The 21080-nt window shown below is 39.5% G+C and carries 19 protein-coding genes; 15 read left to right on the forward strand and 4 right to left on the reverse strand.

Annotation, left to right across the window (positions count from 1 at the left end; genetic code table 11):
- The first annotated feature begins 38 nt into the window (after positions 1-38).
- From A9479_RS08690 to A9479_RS08710, 5 genes are all read left to right on the forward strand, one after another.
- A complete protein-coding gene (locus A9479_RS08690) occupies positions 39-2750 on the forward strand; it encodes a TonB-dependent receptor (protein WP_028834591.1) in 2712 nt (903 codons plus the stop codon).
- A gap of 202 nt (positions 2751-2952) precedes the next feature.
- Entirely contained in the window at positions 2953-4092 is a 1140-nt protein-coding gene (gene asd / locus A9479_RS08695) for an aspartate-semialdehyde dehydrogenase (protein WP_064663215.1), read from the forward strand.
- A gap of 148 nt (positions 4093-4240) precedes the next feature.
- The gene (locus A9479_RS08700) at positions 4241-5110 is read left to right on the forward strand and encodes an MBL fold metallo-hydrolase (RefSeq protein ID WP_064663216.1); all 870 of its coding nucleotides are present in this window, start codon (positions 4241-4243) and stop codon (positions 5108-5110) included.
- 341 nt (positions 5111-5451) lie between these two features.
- Positions 5452-7671, forward strand: coding sequence for a bifunctional diguanylate cyclase/phosphodiesterase (locus tag A9479_RS08705; RefSeq protein ID WP_064663217.1), 2220 nt, complete (start codon positions 5452-5454; stop codon positions 7669-7671).
- 174 nt (positions 7672-7845) lie between these two features.
- On the forward strand, positions 7846-9804 hold the full coding sequence (locus A9479_RS08710; RefSeq protein WP_064663218.1) for a methyl-accepting chemotaxis protein: 1959 nt from the start codon (positions 7846-7848) through the stop codon (positions 9802-9804).
- A gap of 32 nt (positions 9805-9836) precedes the next feature.
- On the opposite strand, the gene A9479_RS08715 is transcribed toward A9479_RS08710, so the two are convergent.
- Positions 9837-10640 carry an ion transporter gene (locus tag A9479_RS08715; protein WP_024601010.1) on the reverse strand — a complete coding sequence of 268 codons (804 nt, stop codon included), beginning with the start codon at positions 10638-10640 and terminating at the stop codon, positions 9837-9839.
- A 100-nt stretch (positions 10641-10740) separates the two neighbouring features.
- Here A9479_RS08715 and A9479_RS08720 point away from each other — a divergent pair, with 100 nt between their 5' ends.
- From A9479_RS08720 to A9479_RS08740, 5 genes are all read left to right on the forward strand, one after another.
- Positions 10741-10950 (forward strand): hypothetical protein, encoded by a 210-nt coding sequence (locus tag A9479_RS08720; RefSeq protein WP_013463335.1) that lies wholly within the window; start codon positions 10741-10743, stop codon positions 10948-10950.
- A gap of 3 nt (positions 10951-10953) precedes the next feature.
- Positions 10954-11244: a hypothetical protein gene (locus tag A9479_RS08725; protein WP_024601009.1), complete on the forward strand. Its 291-nt coding sequence runs from the start codon at positions 10954-10956 to the stop codon at positions 11242-11244.
- Positions 11245-11375: 131 nt separating this feature from the next.
- Positions 11376-11570, forward strand: coding sequence for a YwbE family protein (locus A9479_RS08730; RefSeq protein ID WP_008468098.1), 195 nt, complete (start codon positions 11376-11378; stop codon positions 11568-11570).
- Positions 11567-12085, forward strand: coding sequence for a DUF4240 domain-containing protein (locus A9479_RS08735; protein WP_064663219.1), 519 nt, complete (start codon positions 11567-11569; stop codon positions 12083-12085). The genes A9479_RS08730 and A9479_RS08735 overlap by 4 nt, the downstream gene beginning before the upstream one ends.
- A gap of 292 nt (positions 12086-12377) precedes the next feature.
- Complete coding sequence (locus tag A9479_RS08740; RefSeq protein WP_008468096.1) at positions 12378-12833, forward strand: hypothetical protein; 456 nt, start codon at positions 12378-12380, stop codon at positions 12831-12833.
- On the opposite strand, the gene A9479_RS08745 is transcribed toward A9479_RS08740, so the two are convergent.
- The 3 genes from A9479_RS08745 to A9479_RS08755 form a co-directional block, all read right to left on the reverse strand.
- The gene (locus A9479_RS08745) at positions 12830-14086 is read right to left on the reverse strand and encodes a Y-family DNA polymerase (RefSeq protein ID WP_064663220.1); all 1257 of its coding nucleotides are present in this window, start codon (positions 14084-14086) and stop codon (positions 12830-12832) included. The two genes, A9479_RS08740 and A9479_RS08745, sit on opposite strands and share 4 nt — an antisense overlap.
- A complete protein-coding gene (locus tag A9479_RS08750) occupies positions 14074-14487 on the reverse strand; it encodes a LexA family transcriptional regulator (protein ID WP_013463339.1) in 414 nt (137 codons plus the stop codon). Before A9479_RS08750 ends, A9479_RS08745 begins: the two co-directional genes overlap by 13 nt.
- Positions 14488-14568: 81 nt before the next feature.
- The gene (locus A9479_RS08755; protein ID WP_064663221.1) at positions 14569-14988 is read right to left on the reverse strand and encodes a MarR family winged helix-turn-helix transcriptional regulator; all 420 of its coding nucleotides are present in this window, start codon (positions 14986-14988) and stop codon (positions 14569-14571) included.
- Positions 14989-15090: 102 nt separating this feature from the next.
- Between A9479_RS08755 and A9479_RS08760 the strand changes: the two genes are divergently transcribed.
- From A9479_RS08760 to A9479_RS08780, 5 genes are all read left to right on the forward strand, one after another.
- Positions 15091-15837 (forward strand): siderophore-interacting protein, encoded by a 747-nt coding sequence (locus A9479_RS08760; protein ID WP_058156084.1) that lies wholly within the window; start codon positions 15091-15093, stop codon positions 15835-15837.
- 144 nt (positions 15838-15981) lie between these two features.
- The gene (locus tag A9479_RS08765; protein WP_082918315.1) at positions 15982-16974 is read left to right on the forward strand and encodes an LLM class flavin-dependent oxidoreductase; all 993 of its coding nucleotides are present in this window, start codon (positions 15982-15984) and stop codon (positions 16972-16974) included.
- 224 nt (positions 16975-17198) lie between these two features.
- Positions 17199-18194 carry a patatin family protein gene (locus A9479_RS08770; RefSeq protein WP_064663222.1) on the forward strand — a complete coding sequence of 332 codons (996 nt, stop codon included), beginning with the start codon at positions 17199-17201 and terminating at the stop codon, positions 18192-18194.
- Between the two features lie 332 nt (positions 18195-18526).
- On the forward strand, positions 18527-19933 hold the full coding sequence (locus tag A9479_RS08775; RefSeq protein ID WP_064663223.1) for a sodium:alanine symporter family protein: 1407 nt from the start codon (positions 18527-18529) through the stop codon (positions 19931-19933).
- Positions 19934-20027: 94 nt separating this feature from the next.
- Positions 20028-21074 carry a patatin-like phospholipase family protein gene (locus A9479_RS08780; protein WP_064663224.1) on the forward strand — a complete coding sequence of 349 codons (1047 nt, stop codon included), beginning with the start codon at positions 20028-20030 and terminating at the stop codon, positions 21072-21074.
- Positions 21075-21080: the final 6 nt, after the last annotated feature.

Here is a 21080-nt window from a genome sequence, read left to right on the forward strand (position 1 = left end):
TGGCGCCTCTTTTGTATAATCTGATCAGGATGTATCTTATGTCTAAAAAGCATAGACTTAATCAAATTACATGGGCGATTGGTTTAGGGCTGTGTGCCCAATCTGTAAGCCTATTTGCTGCGCAAAATGATGTTGATGTAGCCCAAGAAATAGAAGAAGTAGTGGCAGTAGGTACGCGCTTACAAGGCAGTGCTGCTGCTGTGGTTGAAGAGCGAAAAAATCAAGCCTTTGTAGCCGATATTTTAGGCTCAGAGCAATTAGCACGTACTGGCGATAGCGATGCCGCTTCTGCCCTTAGGCGTGTAACCGGTTTGACCCTCGTTGATGGCAAGTTCATTTATGTGCGTGGTTTAGGTGAACGTTATTCGAGCGCACGTTTAAATGGCGCGTACATACCCAGCCCCGATCTAACTCGCAATGTGATCCCGCTTGATATTTTTCCCGCTAGTATAATTTCAAGCATGGCAGTACAAAAAGCTTACTCACCAAATATGCCCGCCGCGTTTGGTGGCGGTAATATTGACATTAGAACCAAAACTGCACCGAGCGAGTTTACAGCGGGTGTAGAGGTGGGTGTTGGTTATAACACTGCTGCAAGTGACGGCTTTACTTACAACCGTAAAGAAAGCGGACTACCTGATGCGTTATCATCTGCAATAACACAATACCGAGGTGATTTTGGTATTGGCAACATAGTAAAACGCGATGGCTTAGTCGATGGTGATACAACGCGTGCAGAGCAAGCGACTGCGATTAATAACGAATTGCTTAAGTCGTTACCGCGTGGTTATGAGTTAAAAGAAGACTCTCTCGATCCACAATACAATATTAAAGCCCATTACGGTGATAGCTTTAGCGAATCTTACTTTGGCGGCAAGTTAGGCTTTATGCTTTCTGGCGCTTATAAAAATGAGTGGGATTTTGAAGACCGATTTAGCTCAGTGATAAGCCAAGATTTAAAAAATGAAGACGGTAAAATTGACTGTACGACAGCGCTAAATACTGCAGATGATGTCGCAAATTCATGTTTTAATACTGTAAAAAATTCCCAAGTGACCACAGAAAACGAGCGCTATAATGCGTCATTTAGTTTAGGCTATACCTTAGGTACTCACAGTATATCAGCGCAGCAGCTATACATTATTGATAATGAAGATGAGTCTGAAATTGCTATTTCGCAAAGTCCAGCGGGTAGTTCAACATTTAGTATTGCAGGGGATGGCGTTGCTAATCGTAACCATACTTTTAACTACGAAGAGCGACAACTCAATATTACCCAGTTTATTGGTCAGCACACCTTTTTAGATTACATGGGGATTGGCGCTGATTGGCAGTATACCGAAGCGAAGGCAACAACGGATATTCCGACGAATGCTGATTTTGAATTTCGCGATGAGTACAACACAGACGGGTCGTATGTAGGTTCTCAAATCACGGGTGATGATAACCGTGTGATTATGTCATACACCAACATGGAAGAACGAGTTAAGTCTTACAGTGGTAATTTAAACTTACCGCTTAGCTTTGACAGCATGGATGTTGAATTTAAAGTAGGGTATGACTTTTCAGATAGAGCGCGTATTTTTAATACCTCAAGTTTTGCTATTAATAACAGTGGTGGTGCTGGTATCACTATAAATGATGGCAGTGATAATGCGCTAAATAATAGCGGGTATCTAAGCGATGAATTTATTAATAATAACGCGATACTGGTTGATTTTAACGAACCAACAGCTCCTGATGCGGATGATTACCTAGCAGGACAAAAAGTAGATGCGGGTTACGCCTCGTTTGATGTGTTTTATGATCAATGGCTACGCATTAGCGGTGGTGTACGCTATGAACAATTTAAACAAACGTCTATTGGTACATCTAGCCTAATATTTGATCAAGATGACTTAAATACTTTCTACGACCCTGAAAAAATTCAAGCAGGCTCTATTGTTTCCGACGATTGGTACCCTGCGCTTTCTGTCACCTATGTAGGCGCTGATAACTACCAAATACGTGCAGGCTATGGTGAAACGGTAGTTCGTCCGGATTTTCGTGAAGTGGTACCGGTTACTTACTTTGACCCACTTACCGATATTAGAACATTTGGCCGTACAGGGCTTAAAAGTAGCCCAATTAAAAACTATGACCTACGTTATGAATATTACGGTGAAGCCGGTAATTCGTTTAGTGTGGCTGCCTTTTACAAAGATATTACTTCACCCATTGAAACGGTTCTAAATATTGGCGATGAAGACTATTCAGCCTCATTTATCAATGGTGAAACCGCTGAGGTCTACGGTATAGAAGCTGAATGGTTGCAAGATCTTACGTTTTTATCTGAAGGGTTATTTACCAGTGGTAATATAACTTTGAGTGATTCAGAAGCGTCTATCGATCCTGCGCTTGCGGGCACCTTAACTAACCCTAAAAAACGTATGACGGGTCACTCAGAGTACGTAGTTAATTTACAACTTAACTACGATTCACTCGACGGAATGCACAGTAGTTCTTTGGTTTATAACGTATTTGGTGAACGTATTTTAGCAGCCGGTGTTGCGAGTCGAGATGATGCTTATGAGCAGCCATTTCATTCACTTGATTTAGTTTATACCTTTTACCCTGACTTTAACTCTAAGGTGAAGTTTAAAGTTAAAAACCTACTTAATGAAGATCAGGAAGTATCGCAATCAGATATTATTGTTCGCTCTAAAGAAGTCGGTATGAACTTTGATATTAGTTATAGTTACGAGTTTTAAGTAAAAGCCCAAGGATAGGATTTATAACAACGCCTAACTACTCATTAGCCCTGTATTTTATACAGGGCTTTTTTATGTGTATGAAAAATATTTAAGTTACAGTTTATTGACTAGTTTTAGCGTGCTGGTGGTGTTAGCTTAGGGCTGTAAAAATTAAATCTCACGCAATGAATTTTTAATTTTTAATGTATAGGCTCCTTTTATGAATCAAACAGTGGAACAAACAATGAAAAAAGTAGGATTAGTCGGATGGCGCGGCATGGTAGGCTCAGTGTTACTAGAGCGAATGGAACAACAACATGATTTTGCACATATCGACACCACCTTTTTCACCACCTCACAAGCAGGTCAGCTTGGCCCTGAGTTAGCGGGTGCAGCTAAACCGCTTTTAGATGCCAGCGATATTTCTGAGCTTGCAAAAATGGACATTATTGTTACCTGTCAGGGTGGCGATTATACCAATGCGGTGTATCCAAAATTACGTGAATCAGGTTGGGATGGCTATTGGATAGATGCAGCCTCTGCACTGCGTATGAGTGACGACAGTATTATCGTACTTGACCCTGTTAACAAAGATGTCATTGAACAAGGGCTAGAGCAAGGCGTTAAAACCTTTGTAGGTGGTAACTGCACGGTTTCACTTATGCTACTAGCGCTGGGTGGTTTATTTGAGCACGACCTAATTGAATGGGTAAGCCCAATGACTTACCAAGCTGCGTCGGGCGCCGGTGCGCGAAATATGAAAGAACTCATAGCTCAAATGGGGGCTATTCATGCAAGTGTTTCACAGCAACTAGATAACCCAAGTTCAGCTATTTTAGAAATTGATAAAATAGTCAGCGAAAAAATGGCATCAAGCGATTTGCCACAAGACCAGTTTGGTGTGCCACTGGCGGGTAGCTTAATCCCATGGATTGATGTGCCTATGCCAAGCGGTCAATCAAAAGAAGAGTGGAAAGCGCAAGTTGAAGCCAACAAAATCTTAGGCTCATCTAAACAACCTGTGCCTATTGATGGTTTATGTGTACGCATTGGTGCAATGCGTTGTCATAGCCAAGCGATGACCATTAAATTACGTGAAGACATTAGCGTAGAAAAAATAGAAGAAATTTTAGCCTCGCACAATGAGTGGGTTAAAGTAATTCCTAATGAGCGTGACATTACCAGTACCGACTTAACCCCAGTTAAAGTAACCGGTACGTTAAGTATACCTGTTGGCCGTATTCGCAAACTCGCCATGGGGCCAAAATATATTAGCGCTTTTACCGTAGGCGATCAGCTTTTATGGGGTGCAGCAGAGCCACTGCGTCGTATGTTACGTATTATTGTTGATAATAAATAATATTAACTTTGAGGGTTAGCATTGGCTAGCCCTTTTTATTTAATAATTAAATCGCTAATATCTTCATAGCCTTTACCAACGTTTATATTATTGCTTCCGGTCATTTTTATTAATTCAAGTGATGAGTTCAGACTTATTGGAGAATATTATGCACAGTAAATTTCATGTTCACGCATTTCTTGATGACGATAGCGAAACCTTTAGTTATGTTGTTTCTGATAGTAACTCTCAGCAAGCAATCTTGATTGATCCCGTTTTAAATTTTGATTATAAATCAGGTAACAGCTGTGAATCAGGTGCCAAAAAAATCGGTGAGTACCTTCAAAGCCATTCTCTTTCATTAGAGTGGGTTCTCGAAACACATGCTCATGCCGATCATATCTCTGCAGCTCCTTATTTTAAAAAACACTTTGGTGCTAAAATCGCCATAGGTGAACATATCAAAACGGTACAACAAAGCTTTAAGGCGCTATTTCATCTTGAAAAAGAATTTTTACCCAATGGGGCTGATTTTGACCGACTATTAAAAGATGGAGATAGTTTTAATGTTGGCCAGTTATCAATACGAGTAATGCACACACCGGGGCATACACCCGCCGACTTAGTTTACATTATAAATGAAGAGGCCATTTTTGTTGGTGATACGATTTTTATGCCTGACGTAGGCACTGCAAGGTGCGACTTTCCTGGTGGTAGCTCTGAAACATTATACGATTCAATCCAGAAACTACTCTTGATGCCCGATGAGGCAACAATTTATGTATGCCATGATTATCCGACTGAAAAACGAAATCACCGTTTTGCGGTCACAGTAAAAGAACAAAAAGAAACAAATATTCATGTAAAGACTAAAATAAGCAAAGAGCAGTTTGTTCAAATGCGCGATAGCCGTGACGAAGAATTACCTATGCCTCGCTTAATTTTACCTGCTATTCAAATGAATATTAGAGCTGGCAACCCACCTCCCGCTGAAGATAACGGCATAAGCTACCTTAAAATTCCCTTAAACCAATTATAGTTCAATATCATAATGATTATTCGGATAGAGTAATAAGCACAAGTAAATTTATTGTATTTAGATGAGCGCTTAACCATCTCTCATACCTGAATATAGCATGGTTATTTTTATAAAATAGGCGTGATAATTTTACGTTGCAACATCGTATAACTACCTAATAATTATGATAAGTTGCTTAAATCCGTTTTAATGCCTACTATCAATGCTCAACTAAACACTCGTTTGACTCTGTATAATAATTTCATCGCAAAATGCTATTTAAATGTTGCATTTATTCGCCAGTTTTACGCATAAACCTGACTACAGGTTTTTTATGATATTTATATTCTTGGGAAGCATAAATGAATAGCATTGAGCAACTTCAGTCTGAATTAGCTATCGCACATTCTCGAATATCTGAGCTAGAAACAAGCTCAGCACAAAGCCATATCTTTTTAAATATTTTTAATTCCTCGCCTTTGCCTTTTGCATTAAATGACGTATATGGAAATATTATTAATGTAAACCCCATGTTTACAAGGCTTTATGGTTATAAACTTAGCGATATTCCCACACTAAATGATTGGTGGCCCAAAGCCTACCCAAACCCTAAATACCGTGAATGGGTGATTAGTTCATGGGAAAAAAACACTGAGCGAGCAAAAAAAACAAATACCGACTTTGAACCTATAAAGTTAGATGTACATTGCAAAAATGGTGCACAACGAACCGTGCTTGCCAGCTGTGCGCCCTTAACCGATTTTGAGCAAATGTATTTGGTGATTTTTTACGATATTACTGATTTAACGCAGGCAAATAGTAAAATAAATATATTATCTGACTCATTGACGCAAATGACTCTTTCATTAGAGCAGCAACATAAAGAACTTATTCTCGAAAAAGAAAAAGCGCTAGCCAATGAAGAGCGTTTGAGTTTAGCTATGCAAGGCGCAAATGATGGCTTATGGGATTGGGATATAGCCAATGATAAAATGTATTACTCACCCCGCTGGAAATCAATGTTAGGTTATACAGAGGACGAGCTGGTTGATCATTTCTCAACCTGGGAAGGCTTATTACACCCTGACGACCTAGAACAAACGCTTGCGCAGATCCAATCTTTTATAGATGCGAAAATAAAAAAATATGAAGTCGAATTTAGAATGCGCCATAAAGACGGCCATTATATCAATATTTTATCTCGTTCTTTCATGGTTGAAAGTGAAGAAGGGGAGATCACCCGTTTAGTCGGTACTCATATTGATATTACAGCACGAAAAAAATCAGAGGAAAAACTCAGTTATCAGTCTACTCATGACTCACTAACGGGGTTGCTAAATCGCAGAGAGTTTAAACGTCGAACAGAGCTACTACTTGCTGTTCCTGCTCATAACCGGCCTGTTCATGCTTTATGTTATATGGATCTCGATCAATTTAAAGTTGTAAACGATACTTGCGGTCACTCAGCGGGTGATGAATTACTTCGCCAACTTAGTTTTATTCTGGAAAAAGCTGTTCGGCAATCAGACATAGTGGCGCGCCTTGGCGGAGATGAATTTGCTATTTTAATGGAGGATTGCTCGTTTAGTGATGCGCACCGCATAACACTCTCTATTCAAAGCGCTATTGAGGACTTTCAATTTATATGGGAAGGGCGAAGTTTTCGTATTGGTGCCAGTATAGGGCTAATGCAAATTACAGAAAAAGCACTCGACTTTATCGAAGTGTTAAAAGTAGCCGATGTTGCCTGCTATATTGCAAAGGATAAAGGGCGAAATCGTATTCACGTACATTATGAAAACGACAAAGAATTGGTACAAAGGCAAAGTGAAATGCTGTGGGTAAACCGCATTCAATACGCGATTGATGAAGACAGCTTTCGCCTGTATGCGCAAGCAATTGAACCGCTGACTAGTGATTCAAATAAACATTACGAACTGTTACTAAGAATGATTGATGAGCATGATAATGTTATATCGCCTGGTGCATTTTTACCCGCAGCCGAGCGTTATCATTTAATTGTAAAAGTGGACAGATGGGTTGTTAAAAACGCCTTTAGTTTAATTGTTCGTAACGCTGCTTTTCTTAAAAATATTAATTTTGTTTCTATTAATCTTTCAGGGCAATCGCTGACTGATGAGAGTTTTCTTGATTTTATTATTGAGCAACTACAAACGCTAGGGGTAAACAGTCATAAAATTTGTTTTGAAATTACAGAGACGGCAGCTATTTCAAATTTAGAGCTTGCAGGAAAGTTTATTAATAAGCTGAAAAAGTTTGGATGTCGTTTCGCACTTGATGATTTTGGTAGTGGGTTATCATCGTTTGGGTACCTTAAAAATCTTAAAGTTGATTACCTAAAAATTGATGGCATTTTCGTTAAAGATATCGCAAGTGACCCAATAGATCATGCTATGGTTAAAGCTATTAATGAAATAGGTCAAATTATGGGGATGAAGACAATTGCTGAATTTGTTGAAACCGAGCAAATTAAGTCTATTTTAAAACAAATGGGAGTCGATTACGTTCAAGGTTATGCTATCCATAAACCACAGTCCTTGAGTGAACTATTTGAAAAGTAACCTCTCATCTTTATTAAATGATATTCATGATTTATGAAGACCGTACAAACAGTAAACAGGCGCTTAGCTGACATTGGTTGAAGACTAAATGAGTGATGTTTAAATAATTGCTAATTTCTTGCTCAATACATATTCCAAGACTATATTTTATCTAGCTTCTTGGGATGTAACTACATGAATATATCAAAAAAATTAAAGCTGTCTTTTGCATCAGCTATCGCACTGCCTTTGTTTGTAATTGCTGCTATTGTTATATCACAAACGAGGGATCAAGCACTCGATAATTTTTCTCAATTGAGTGAGCGAGAAGCGCGCCAAGTAGACAACGCTATTACGATGTTTTTTGCCGAAATTGCCAAAAATGTTGATTATTTAGCATCCCACACCACCATTAAAAACGCACGCACCAATGTTAAAACCCATATGGATGCTCCCAACTCAGTGATGCTTAACCATCCTAATCAAAGCCCAACAGAGCAAGCTGCATATAGCTTGTTTGACCATTTTGGCCAAACACACCCTGGACTTGCTTATATCTACATGGGAAACGAACAAGGGGGGTATATTCAATGGCCCATGGGGAAAGTAAACGCCAATTATGATCCGCGCGAGCGCCCCTGGTATATGGCAGCAAAAGCGGCTAATGGTAAAACAACGCGAACTAATGCCTATTATTGGGCCGCTGATGATTTAGTTATTGTATCTACGGTTAAAGCGATTATTGATAACGGGCAATTAATTGGCGCCCAAGGAATGGATGTATCATTAGGCGGGCTTACCGATATTATTGCCGATATTAAATTAGGCGAAACCGGTTATTTAATGTTGATTGAAGATAGTGGCAGTGTGCTGGTGGATGTTAAACACCCAGATTACCGATTTAAAAACTTAGCAGATCTTGAGGGGGGAAAATACGCCGACTTAGCTAAAAATACCCAAGGGCTGTTTGATGTAGAGATAGATGGTAAACAATATATGGCTAATATTCATACCTCTGCTACCTTAGGTTGGAAGTTTATTGGGGTAGTAGAAAAAGCCGAAGTGATGAGCACGGCGAATACTATGGCCTATACCATATTGGTTATTAGTGCGATATTAATTGCCGTATTTGTTGCTATAGCGAGTTATATTTCTAAATTAATATCAGCCCCTATTGTTGAAGTGAGTGATGGCTTAACTGAAATATCGCAAGGTGGCGGTGATTTAACCCAACGCTTAACAATAAAAACCAAAGATGAAACCGCTAAACTGGCTAATAGCTTTAATTTATTTTTAAACTTGATCAGCGAGCTGGTAACTCAAATTAATGAGTGCGCGCAAAATGTAAGTAAAACCTCATCACAAACCTCATCGCAAGCGGCACAATTAACAAGCTCCACCAGCCAACAGCAACAAGCTTTAGAGATGGCAGCTACGGCTATTAATGAAATGGCTGCCACCGCAAACGAAGTGTCTAGCAGTTGTGCAAATGCAGCGGATTTGGCTGTTCAAACACAGCAAGCATCAGACTTGGGGCAATCGGTTATTACACAAACTGTGGAAAGTGTGGTTCAGCTATGTGAGGTAATAAACAATGCCTCAGCAGATATTACTCAGCTAGATACTGAAAGCGAAAACATTATGTCGATACTCAGTGTTATTCGCGGTATTTCAGAACAAACTAACTTATTGGCCTTAAATGCTGCAATAGAAGCTGCACGTGCCGGTGAGCACGGACGCGGCTTTGCTGTGGTGGCCGACGAAGTGCGCGCGTTATCGCAACGAACCGCTGAGTCAACCGAAGAAGTGGCTTCACAGCTTGATAAATTGCGCACTATGTCATCTAAGGTTTCTAAAGATATGCAACGCAGTATAGAAACCACTAATAAAACTGTCGAGCTTGCGCATTCGGCGCAGCAACAATTTAGTGAGATCACGGCATCTATCGTTCATATTAGCGATTTAAATACCCAAATAGCCACCGCTGCTGAAGAGCAACAACATGTAGCTGAAGATATAAACCGCAATGTTACTGAAATTAAAAATGCGGCTGATGAGGTGAGTGATATTGCCGTGACCACCAGTGAAAACGGCAACGAAATGAATCGCCTTTCGTCAATATTAACGGGATTAGTAGGTAAATTTAAAGTGTAAGGGCAAGCAAATGCATGCCCTTTTTATCCCTGCTACTTATTTTTAAGTAGTTCTTTTAATTCTGCTAGTTGTGCTTTTAATTCGTTTACTTGGCCTTGGGTGGCAGGGAGTGAGTCTATATCGGCTTGCTCTTCTCGTGCATTGCGATGCTCTTCACTCATCACTTCTAAAATAGCGCCAACCATCATATTTAAAAACACAAATGCAGTTAAAAAGATAAAGGTTAGGTAAAAAATCCAACTTAATTTGTACACGGCCATGGTTTCGTACATGACGTCAGTCCAATCTTCAAAGGTGGCTATTCTAAATAGGGTGAGCATAGAAATAGACACATCGCCCCAAAGTACCGGATTTATATCAGCAAACAACATACTGCCAGTGGCGGCATAAATATAAAATATAACGAACATGAGTAGTGCGATGTAGCCCATTTGCGGTATTGCTTTAATTAGCGAATTTACTAATAAGCGCAGTTCTGGGATCATTGAGACTAATCGTAACACGCGGAAAATACGCAGCAGTCGAGCAATAAAAATAGTAGAGCCTGCCGCGGGGTATAAACTTCCGATCACGATAATGAAGTCAAAAATGTTCCAACCTTTGGAGAAAAAGTCCTTGATACCTTTGCTGGCAATATAGCGAATAATCAGTTCAATTAAGAAAAACACCGTTATGCCTATATCCATCCAATGTAGAACGAGTTCGGCGGTTGGGTGCAATGAATAAGTATGTGCGCCCACGGTCAATGCAGAAACAACAATAACTGCAATAACAAATGATTGAAATAGTTTACTTTTATCGATACGCTGGAACAGCTCTTGTAACTGCGACAACATCATAACGTGCCCTTAACGGTTATAAATACAAAACCAGTGCAATATACAGCAAAAATAACGAAGATCAGTAGTTTTCCCGTTAAAATAGTAGGAATTTTGAATGTTAAATAATAAGTTAAAATATCTATTTTCGTTATCCGCATTATTGGTGTTAGCGGGATGTAGCAGCGATAGCCGCTACCATGAAATTCAATCAGCGCGGTTGGGTGAATGCAGCTACATGGCAGATAAGGAATACCATGAGTGTGTTAAACAACAGCAAGACAGTTACAAAGAATTTAAAGAACAACAAGCTCGCGAGCAGCAATAAACGATGACCAAAACCCAAAAGCAGCTAGATAAGCGTATTCGTCAGCAGTTAACGCTCGCTTGTGAGCAAATAAAAGATACTGTGGAGGACTTTAGCTTTCTTACCCATTCAGCAGACTTAAACAATTTACCTTCTAAGTTTAAAGTAAGTTGTTATTTTATTGATGATATTGCACTAGAGCAGGCTAAACAAAAAAATCAGTTTGATTACATTGAGCAGCTTATTTGTAATGCGTTAGCCAGCTTGAACATACATATTAAAGCCAATGCCATTTCATTTTCTAAGCAGCCATAATGTGTACGATGGGTTTTGTTTATTCTTCACATTAGCTTGAATTAGGCATTTATAGGGCCTTTAAAAGCTTTAATATGGAGTGATTTTATTAAGCAGGCTATAATCCCCAAAAATAGCAAAAGAGATTATATATGGCTGTTCCAACACGTTCACAAATAACACCCGGCACTGAGGTTAATATTGTGCTTAAACAAGATCAACGCAGTGGTACTTTAACCAATGGTATAGTGTCGCGTTTATTAACTAAGTCACCTAATCATCCGCACGGTATTAAAGTACAGTTAGAAGATGGTCAAGTAGGTCGGGTAAAAGAGATCATTGCATGAGCGATTTAACCTTAACTGATTTTTGGCGATTGGTAACTGTAAACGACAGAACCGCAGAGCCTAAGTCTGTATGCCAATCCCTTAAGGCTGCATTGAGTGATTTATCCGACGAGCAGCTTATTGAATTTGATAAACAGTTTAGTATTTGTATGCGCCAAAGTTATACTTGGGATTTATTTGGTGCGGCGTTTGTAATGGCTGGTTGTAATGATGAATATGGTTTTTCTGAATTTCGTTGTTGGCTCATTTCTCGGGGGGAAGCGGTATTTAAAGCAGCGTTAGAAAACCCCGATAGCCTTGCACAGTGCACACCACTTTATTTTTTAAACGAGCAACCGTATCCGTATTTAGATGAGTATGACCTAATTGCAGGTTTGTTATATGAAGAACGTAATGACGATGAGTTACCCTTTATCTCCTCAGGGCTTGAACAACCTAAAGGTAAGCGCTTTAAAGACAAACCTAAGTTTTTAAAACAAAATTACCCGCAATTATTTGCTAAGTATTGGCAGTAATCGCTCACTTTTGACTATTAATGCATTACTTTGGGTTAGGGGTAATGCATTTTATGTTGCTTAGGTTTTGATACAGCTTGCGCTATCCTTCACATCCTCTTATTTCACTAACTGAACTGTTTTAAAATGTAATCGTATTTGTTGTGAGCTACGTATTTTTAAATACAGTTTAAAGACGTGTTTATGGTATAACGACTTCACATCTTTTATAGTAAATCTCTGTTATAGTTAGAAATAGCTAAGCATAGTCACAGTGCTTGATCATATTTGATACACGAGGATAGAGCCTATAATGAAATTTTTCACACTGGTTTTACTTACCATAAGCCTTTTTAGCTGTTATGCAGTAGCAGGCCCAAGTAATAAAACTCGCTTTATTCCGCTGTTACAAACTAAGCTGGGTAATTACGAAGTGACCTCCAGTAATTCTGGGTTATGTACTAATAGCCGATTACAATTTAATAACCCTGAAGATCCTGAGCAAGGTTTTAGCTTAGGCAAAGAGATTTTGTTTAACTCCTTACACAATGGTACTCGTACCATTGAAAAACCAAATTATTGTTTTATTACCAGCTCGCTAAAATATAAAACAGATGGCCTAGAAAATAGCTTACGCATGAGCCGCTGTGATAATCCTATCCATGAAGGAACGATTAAACAAAGCATTACTTTTTTAACCAGCAACACGCTTAAATACACATTGGACAATCCAAGTGTAGAATGTGAATTTATTAAAGTTGCCGACTAACACTGTATTTTTGGAATATCACGCCAACGAGTCGTGTATTGCGGCGATAAAAAAGCCCTGTTCATATGCCAATGATCATTTAATTGGCTGCTCGCCACGCTAAGCATTCCTTTACCGTATCTATGATTAATAGCATCTAAGCAGCCCATTAACTGCGGGTTATCGGTTTGCTTATCAAATAAATGATGTTGTTGAAACTGCTGCGGGCTGAGCTCTAATGCGCCCACACCACATTTATAAAATCGAATTCCCGGTTGATATATTTGCTCAAAACTCTTTGATACCGCATTGGCCATAACGCGAGTATCGTTAGTAGGCGGATCAAATTGATGCATAACCGACTTTTTATAAAAGGCGTGTTCATGTGATGAGCTGGCAGCAAAAATATAAATACGATGAGTTAGCGACTGTTGTGCTCTTAATTTTTGTGCAACTACACTGGCATGATTTATTAGGGCGGTTTTAACTGCATCGGGGTCGCAAAGTCGCTGACCAAAACTACGAGTTGAAAAAATAGCTTGTTTATCTTGGCGTACATCATCCCAGTTTAAACAGGTAATGCCGTTGAGCTCGTTAATTGTGCGCTCAAGCACCACACTAAATTGGCGACGAATAGTTTTTGGGCTTTGCTCAGCCAGTTGCCACGCGGTATGAATGTCCATGAGAGCCAGCTTTTTAGCTAAACGTTTGCCTACCCCCCAAACATCTTGGCAGTGCATTCGTTGTAAAATAGTGCGGCGACTTACTTCATCGTCAATCACTGCAACACCATTAAAGCCAGTTAGTTTTTTAGCTGCATGGTTAGCGGCTTTGGCTAAGGTCGGTGTTGGCCCAAAGCCAACCCCAACAGGGAGTTTGGTTTCGCGCCATACAGTACGCCTAATTAGTTGCCCATATGCTTGCCAATCGTTAATTAAAGGTTGATAACCATTAAAGTGTAAAAACGATTCATCGATACTGTAAACATGCTGGGTGTCACAAAAGCGGCCAATTACACTCATCATCCGGTCGCTTAAATTAGCGTATAGTTCATAGTTACTAGAGCGTACAACCACATTGTTTTGTTCTAGTAACTGCTTAACTTTAAAGTAAGGGCCAAATTTAGGAATATTAAGCTTACGCGCAATTGGGCAGACCGCACACACACAACCGTCGTTATTGGTAAGCACCACCACAGGTTTTGAGCGAATAGCCGGATCAAATACTTTTTCTGCACTGGCATAAAAAGCAACGGCATCAACTAAGGCATACATGAAAGTAACTCAGGGCTTTGGCGATGCAGCCTAATAGAGCGAGTTACCACACCTTCAAGCTGAAACTCATCTGACTCAGTCAATTGCACCGGCTTATAAGCAGAAGAGGCTGATAGCAAGCGTGCATTGGTCTTATCAAGCAGCTTACATACAAATAAACCATTTAAGTTAGCCACAATAACATCGCCATCTTTTGGTATTTCAGCGCGGTCAACCAACAGTAAGTCGCCCTCAAAAATACCAATTTCTTGCATAGAGCACCCAGACGCTATCCCAATAAACGTGGCATCAGGGTGCTTTATTAATAACTCATCAAGTGAAACGCCAAGCTCTGTATATTGTGCTGCAGGTGACTCAAATCCGCATACACCGGCCTCTATATAAATGGGAATAACAAACATAACACAACCTAAAATGCATATACTGTATAAGTGTACAGTATATGCGTTTTATATAAGTTATGCCAAGTAATGGATCTGCGATCAATCCATATTTTTGATCATTTGCTGAGCTGTATCTAAGAAGTCATTGATTTGCTGTGGGTTTAAGTTTTTACACATTTGCGCATTTACATGCTGCTCAGCGTTTAATAATTTGTCGTAAAGCGAGCACCCTTGTGCGGTAAACGACAGAATAAAACAACGCTTGTCATGCTCACTGGCATTTTTGTGAATTAAGTTTAGCGCGAGCAGTTCTTTCACTAACCGTGCTATTTGGGCTTTGTCGCGTTGGGTTTGATTCACAATATCGTTAGCAGTGCACTGAGTTGTTGCTGCAATAATATGCAGGCAACGCACATGCATCGCGTTTAACCCAAGCTCACCTGCATTAATGGCTTCGCGTATGGTAACGCGATAATTTTGCATTAAGGCAAATAACGTATTGGCCAATGATGAGTTCATAATAACTCCATAATGGTTGACAAAGTCAACTAAATTGTTATAGTTGATTTTATCAACCAATGGGGCGTTGTGCAATTCATCTTTTTAATGAGGTAAATTTACATGGGTAAAAAAGTACGCAAAGCAACCGTATTAAGCACAAAGCAAATAACCCCACATTTACAACGCATTATTGTCGGCTCAGATGAGTTTAACGACCTGAGTGCGCAATACATTGGTAACTACGTAAAGGTGCTTATTCCACAAAATGGCCGCGTTGACTTTAATATTAAAACTACGTGTATGCGTTCATACACTATAAGACATATTGATGAGCACACTGGTGCACTTACCCTCGACTTTGTGATAAATATGCACCAAGGCCCAGCCACTAATTGGGCTAAAGAAGCAAAAGTAGGCGATGAAGTGGGTATAGCAGGGCCAGGCCCTAAAAAGTTGGATAACTATGATCATTCATATTATCTATTACTTGGCGATTTAACTTCGGTTAATGCAATTAAAGGCTACGTGCAACAATTGCCTATAAACGCAAAAATTGACGCGATTATCCATGCACCAACAAAAGATGATGTGATTAGCTTAGACTCCTCGCGTGATGTAACGTGGTTAATAACAAATAACCCCGATACAGATATGATAAACGCATTAAAATCGCTACCACTTAGTGAGCAACAACCTATTGTATTTATGGCACTTGAAGCCGGATTAGTCCGTAAAGCAAAAACCATATTAACTGATGAATTAGCTATACCGCGCAGTCAAATTGTTGCATCGGGCTATTGGAAAAAAGGGCTTGATTCAGAAGCTTATAAACTAAAGCGCCAACACGCTGCTGCTAAAAATAGCTAACTTAATTGTTGTTCAATCACATCGCTATTTAGCTTTTAAAAGGCAAGGCGCCTTGAATTGACTGTCATACACACCCATCTCTTAGCGTAGACTCATTATTTATGGCTAGCGCTATAAATCGCTATTTAATTTGGAGGTGCGACTTTGTTATCAACCATTCCTTTTTCGTTATTAGAACTGGCGCCTATGCCTAAAGGTGCCACTGTGAGTGACACCTTAAATAAAAGTACAGCCTACGCACAAAAAGCCGAGGAACTCGGTTTTAATCGTTTTTGGTTAGCCGAGCATCATAATATGCCTGGGATTGTTTGTGCGGCTACTTCAATTTTGGTGGGGCATATAGCCGGAAACACTAAAAAAATACGCGTAGGGTCGGGTGGAATTATGTTACCTAATCATGCTCCTTTAGTTGTTGCTGAGCAATTTGGCACCTTAGAAAGTTTATACCCAGGTCGAATTGATTTAGGGTTAGGGCGCGCCCCAGGTAGCGATCCTGTGACAAGTCGTGCATTAAATAACGATATCAGCCGTGCTGAAAACTTTCCTAATGAAGTGAGCGAGTTACAAACATTATTGGGCCCTTATGAGGGAACTAAGCGCGTGCGAGCAATACCTGGTGAAAACACCAATGTGCCCATTTGGCTTTTAGGTTCAAGTTTATTTAGTGCGCAGTTAGCTGCACAAAAAGGATTACCCTATGTATTTGCTGGGCACTTTGCACCGCGTTTTGTGCATGATGCAATAGCCTTGTATAAACGAGAATTTAAACCATCAAATGTATTAGCTAAGCCTTATGTCATGTTGGCATTACCTTTAGTGGCTGCAGATACAGACGAAGAAGCACAGTACTTATCAACTACATCCAAACAGCGAGTGTTATCGTTAATTAGAGGCGACGAGCTGTGGTTAAAACCCCCAGTAGAAACAATGGAAGGTTTGTGGAGCGAACAAGAGCGCGCTCATGTTGAGAGTTTTTTAGGGTTAAGTGTTACCGGTGGGCCAGCCAGTATTAAACACAAGCTAGAAATGATAGTAAATCAATTAGGGGTTGATGAGCTTATATTCACCAACGACTTATTTGATAATGAAAAGCGCCATAAAGCGCTTGAAATTTTAATGCAAATAAAACATGGATAAGCAATTGGTTAAGCAAGCGTACACTCAACGCTTGTTATGCTACTAAACAGATTAAAGTTAATTGAGTCGTGGCCATTTTACATTCTTTTAAAAAGTGGCAATGAAAAAGCTTGTTCTATTTTTTCAATAGAACTGATTTAAACAATCAATTTTAATTATGAATATTGAACGATTATTATAAGGGTATGCAACACAATTCAGCTAAATAAATAGGAAGGTAAAGCGTGAAATCTCAAAATAGTACGACACCCCATTCATGCAATAACTCAGTGCAACCAAAAGTAGCGCTGATAGCAGAAGGTGGCGGACAACGAGGGATATTTACCGCGGGTGTACTCGATGCTTGGTTAGAGCAAGAGTATGATCCGTTTGACTTATTTATTGGCACATCTGCAGGCTCTCAAAACTTAACAAGCTATTTGGCACGTCAAAAAGGCTATGCTAAACGCTTGATCAGAGGCCTTTCGCGTCATAAACGTTTTTTTCAATTAGGTCGCGGCTTAATGGGTAAACATATTGTTGACCTAGATTGGTACTTTGATAAAACCACCGAAGTGAACAGAGCGCTTGATTTTAAAACTGCTAAAGCCAGTTTAGGTGACCGTGAGCTATTAATTACTGCAACTAATGCCCGTGATCGCAAACCTTATTTTTTATCCCCAACAGGGGAAGGCCAGCAATGGCGAGAGCTATTAAAAGCGTCAAGTGCACTGCCATTTTTATATAAGCAAGGTGTAAAATTGACGCCGTGGTTAAATGCATTAGCCGCAAATGAATTAGGTAAGACCGAGATACAGTCAGAGTCTGATTTTTACTTAGACGGTGGCCTTGCCGCACCGCTTCCTGTACGCGAAGCCTATAATCGTGGCGCACGCAAAATTGTGGTTATACGCACCGTTGATGAAGCCTTTCAGGCTCAATCAGCATGGGTAAGTAAATTAAAATCATTTGTTGAAGTATCTGGCTATTGCCCAAAAACAATAGACTACTTATTACAACATGAGCAAGCCTACGAAGATGAGTTAGCATTTATTGCTAACCCACCAAAAGATGTAGAAATAATCCAAATTTTTGCAAATCAAAAGTTGTATAGTAAGTTATTAGGCAGCTCAAATGATGACTTACGATTTGACTATAAACTTGGTTTAGCAGCAGGCCATAACTACTTAAAAAACCATCACCCAGATCAGGATGATTATAAACACAGCTACATAGCGTAGCTGTGTGTTTATTATCAGCAAGATAATAAATCAGCATTTACTGTGTTCTCATGGCAGTCATTTAGCCGTGAGAAATATTCGGTTTTTTACCTCGAAAATAATGCGCTAACGGTTATTAAAGCACGCGACTAATTCCTTTCTAAAACATTCTTTTTACATCAGCAATTACACTGTAATATAAGTCAGTTTGTTGGGTGAATTTATATTCATTAATAAAGAAAAATAATTCACATCTAATTAGCTTTATTATAAAGTGGCTAAGTCTCTACTAAACTTAAACACTCACGTCGCTAAATTAATACCGTGGCAAATAATAATAAAAAGGAAGCCTGATGTTCGACACGCTGATCAAAAGTGTAAATAGCCTTTTATGGGGCGAAGGCCAAGTACTCATTTACATTTTACTTTTTGCTGGCATATGGTTTTCTGTGCGTTTAAAAGCTATTCAACTCGTTAAATTTACACATATGTTTAGCTTGCTAAAAGGCAGTAGCAAGTGTGATAAAAATAACATTAGCTCCTTTCAGGCGTTATGTACTGGGCTTTGTGCGCGTGTTGGTACTGGTAATTTAGCCGGTGTGGCTGTTGCTATATCACTTGGTGGAAGTGGCGCCATATTTTGGATGTGGGTGATTGCCATACTGGGTATGGCGACCGGTTTTGCAGAAAGTATTCTTGGGCAAATTTATAAAATTCGTGATAGTAATGGCGATTTTAGAGGTGGCCCTGCGTATTATATTCAACAAGGCTTAGGCAGCCGTGCGTTTGCTATTGTGTTTGCCGCCTGTTTATTTTTAGGTTACGGCTTTACCTTTAGCGCCATGCAAACCAACACCATTACCGATGCGCTTAATTATGCCTTTGAAATTCCCACACACTATTCCGGCATCGTGATCACTTTGTTAGCCGGTTCAATTATTTTAGGTGGATTTAAAGCTATTGCCCGTTTTGCTGAGCGAGTAGTCCCTGTTATGGGCATCGTGTTTGTGCTTGTTGCTGTGGTAATTACACTGATTAACTTTACCCAAGTACCCAGTATGCTAAAAGATATATTTTTATCCGCGTTTGGCTTACAAGAAGCGGGAGCAGGCGCAATGGGGGCGGCGATTAAAAATGGTATTCAACGGGGCTTATATTCAAACGAAGCAGGCGCAGGTAGTGTGCCGCATGCATCGGCAAGTGCCAGCCCCATACCTAATCACCCAGTTACCCAAGGTTACATACAAATGCTAGGCGTGTTTTTCGACACTATTGTACTTTGTAGCTGTACCGCGGTTATTATTTTATTGGCCGATGTGAACATAAGCGGCGAAATGGAAGGCATTCGTTTAACCCAAACCGCCATGACCGCCCATTTAGCACAAGGTGGCGTGTATTTTGTAGCCGCTGCCATTACTTTATTTGCTTTTACCTCGGTGGTTGCTAACTACGCCTACGCTGAAAGTAACCTGCACCTATTTAAGCTTGATAACAAAGTAGGGCGCGGTATTTATACTTTGCTTTATTTATCAATGATGTTGTGGGGTGCATCTGCCACCTTAAAACAAGTATGGGATTTAGCCGATATTGCCCTAGGGTTAATGACAGTGGTGAACGTAATCGCTATTATACTACTCACGCCAACTATTTTGTCTGTTACTAACGACTACCACGCACAAAGAGACAAAGGCATAGAGCCTGAATTTAAGGTAAAAAACGTAAAAGTGCAGGGCAAATGTGAAGACGGAATTTGGGATTAAGATTAAAGTTTAAAAGTTTTATATTGCATAAGTATTCATTTTTAAGTTTGGCTTTAACAACATTAAACTGCGACTCTACAGGTAGTATTTTTAGATGATCGACATTTTTGCAGGTAAAACTGCAGCAAAAATAATAAACGAACAAGGGTTTAAACCCGAGCTTTTTACCTCGTTTTTAGGGGCAAGTGGTGGCCCTAAATGGTTTACCTTATTTGGCTTAGACAAATATATATTTGGCGAATTTTTTAAACATCGCACCCAACCGCTTAATTTAATTGGCTCATCGGCAGGGGCTTTTCGTTCTGCGTGTTTTGCACAAAACGATCCAGTTAAAGCCATTGAACGTTTAGCAAAATCGTATTCGCAAACCCGATATTCTAGTAATAAACCCACCCCAACTGAGATTACCACTAAAGCCCGCGCATTACTTGAAGATGTGTTTGGTGATGATGGCGTTACTGAAATTATAAATAATCCGGTATTTAAAGCGCATTTTATTGTCGCAAAATCTAACGGGTTTATTGCCAGTGAGCATAAATTAATACAGCTTTTAGGTTTATCAAAAAGTTATATGCTTAACCGCGTTAATCGAAAATTATTAGGCTCTCAATATGAGCGTTTTATTTTTGGCGCGCCCAATAGTAATTTAAGTATTACCGACAGTTACAATTTTAAAACGCAAAACATAGTCCTTAGCCAAACTAATTTAAAAGATGCCTTATTGGCATCGGGCTCTATACCACTAGTAATGCAAGGCATAAAAAATATTGCCGGTTCCCCACCAGGAATTTACCGCGATGGCGGCATTATTGATTACCACTTTGATTTAAAAATTAATAACCCAGGCTTAATTTTATATCCGCATTTTAATTCAGATCCAAAAGCAGGGTGGTTTGATAAAAATTTAAAACGAAAAGTCGCACCACAAAATTATGATAACGTTGTGATGATCACCCCATCAAAAGAATTTGTCGCGGGTTTACCTTACGGAAAAATCCCAGATAGAAACGACTTCACTGATCTTGATGCAGACACCCGCATTAAATATTGGAACACCGTTTTTAGTGAAACTGAGAAACTGGCCGAGGCGTTTGATAAAAAATTAAATGCTGAGAATTTTGATTTGAAGTTATATAACTAATTTAAC

Origin of the sequence: Pseudoalteromonas sp. MQS005, assembly GCF_001661605.1 — a bacterium.
GTDB classification, from domain to species: Bacteria; Pseudomonadota; Gammaproteobacteria; order Enterobacterales; family Alteromonadaceae; genus Pseudoalteromonas; species Pseudoalteromonas tetraodonis.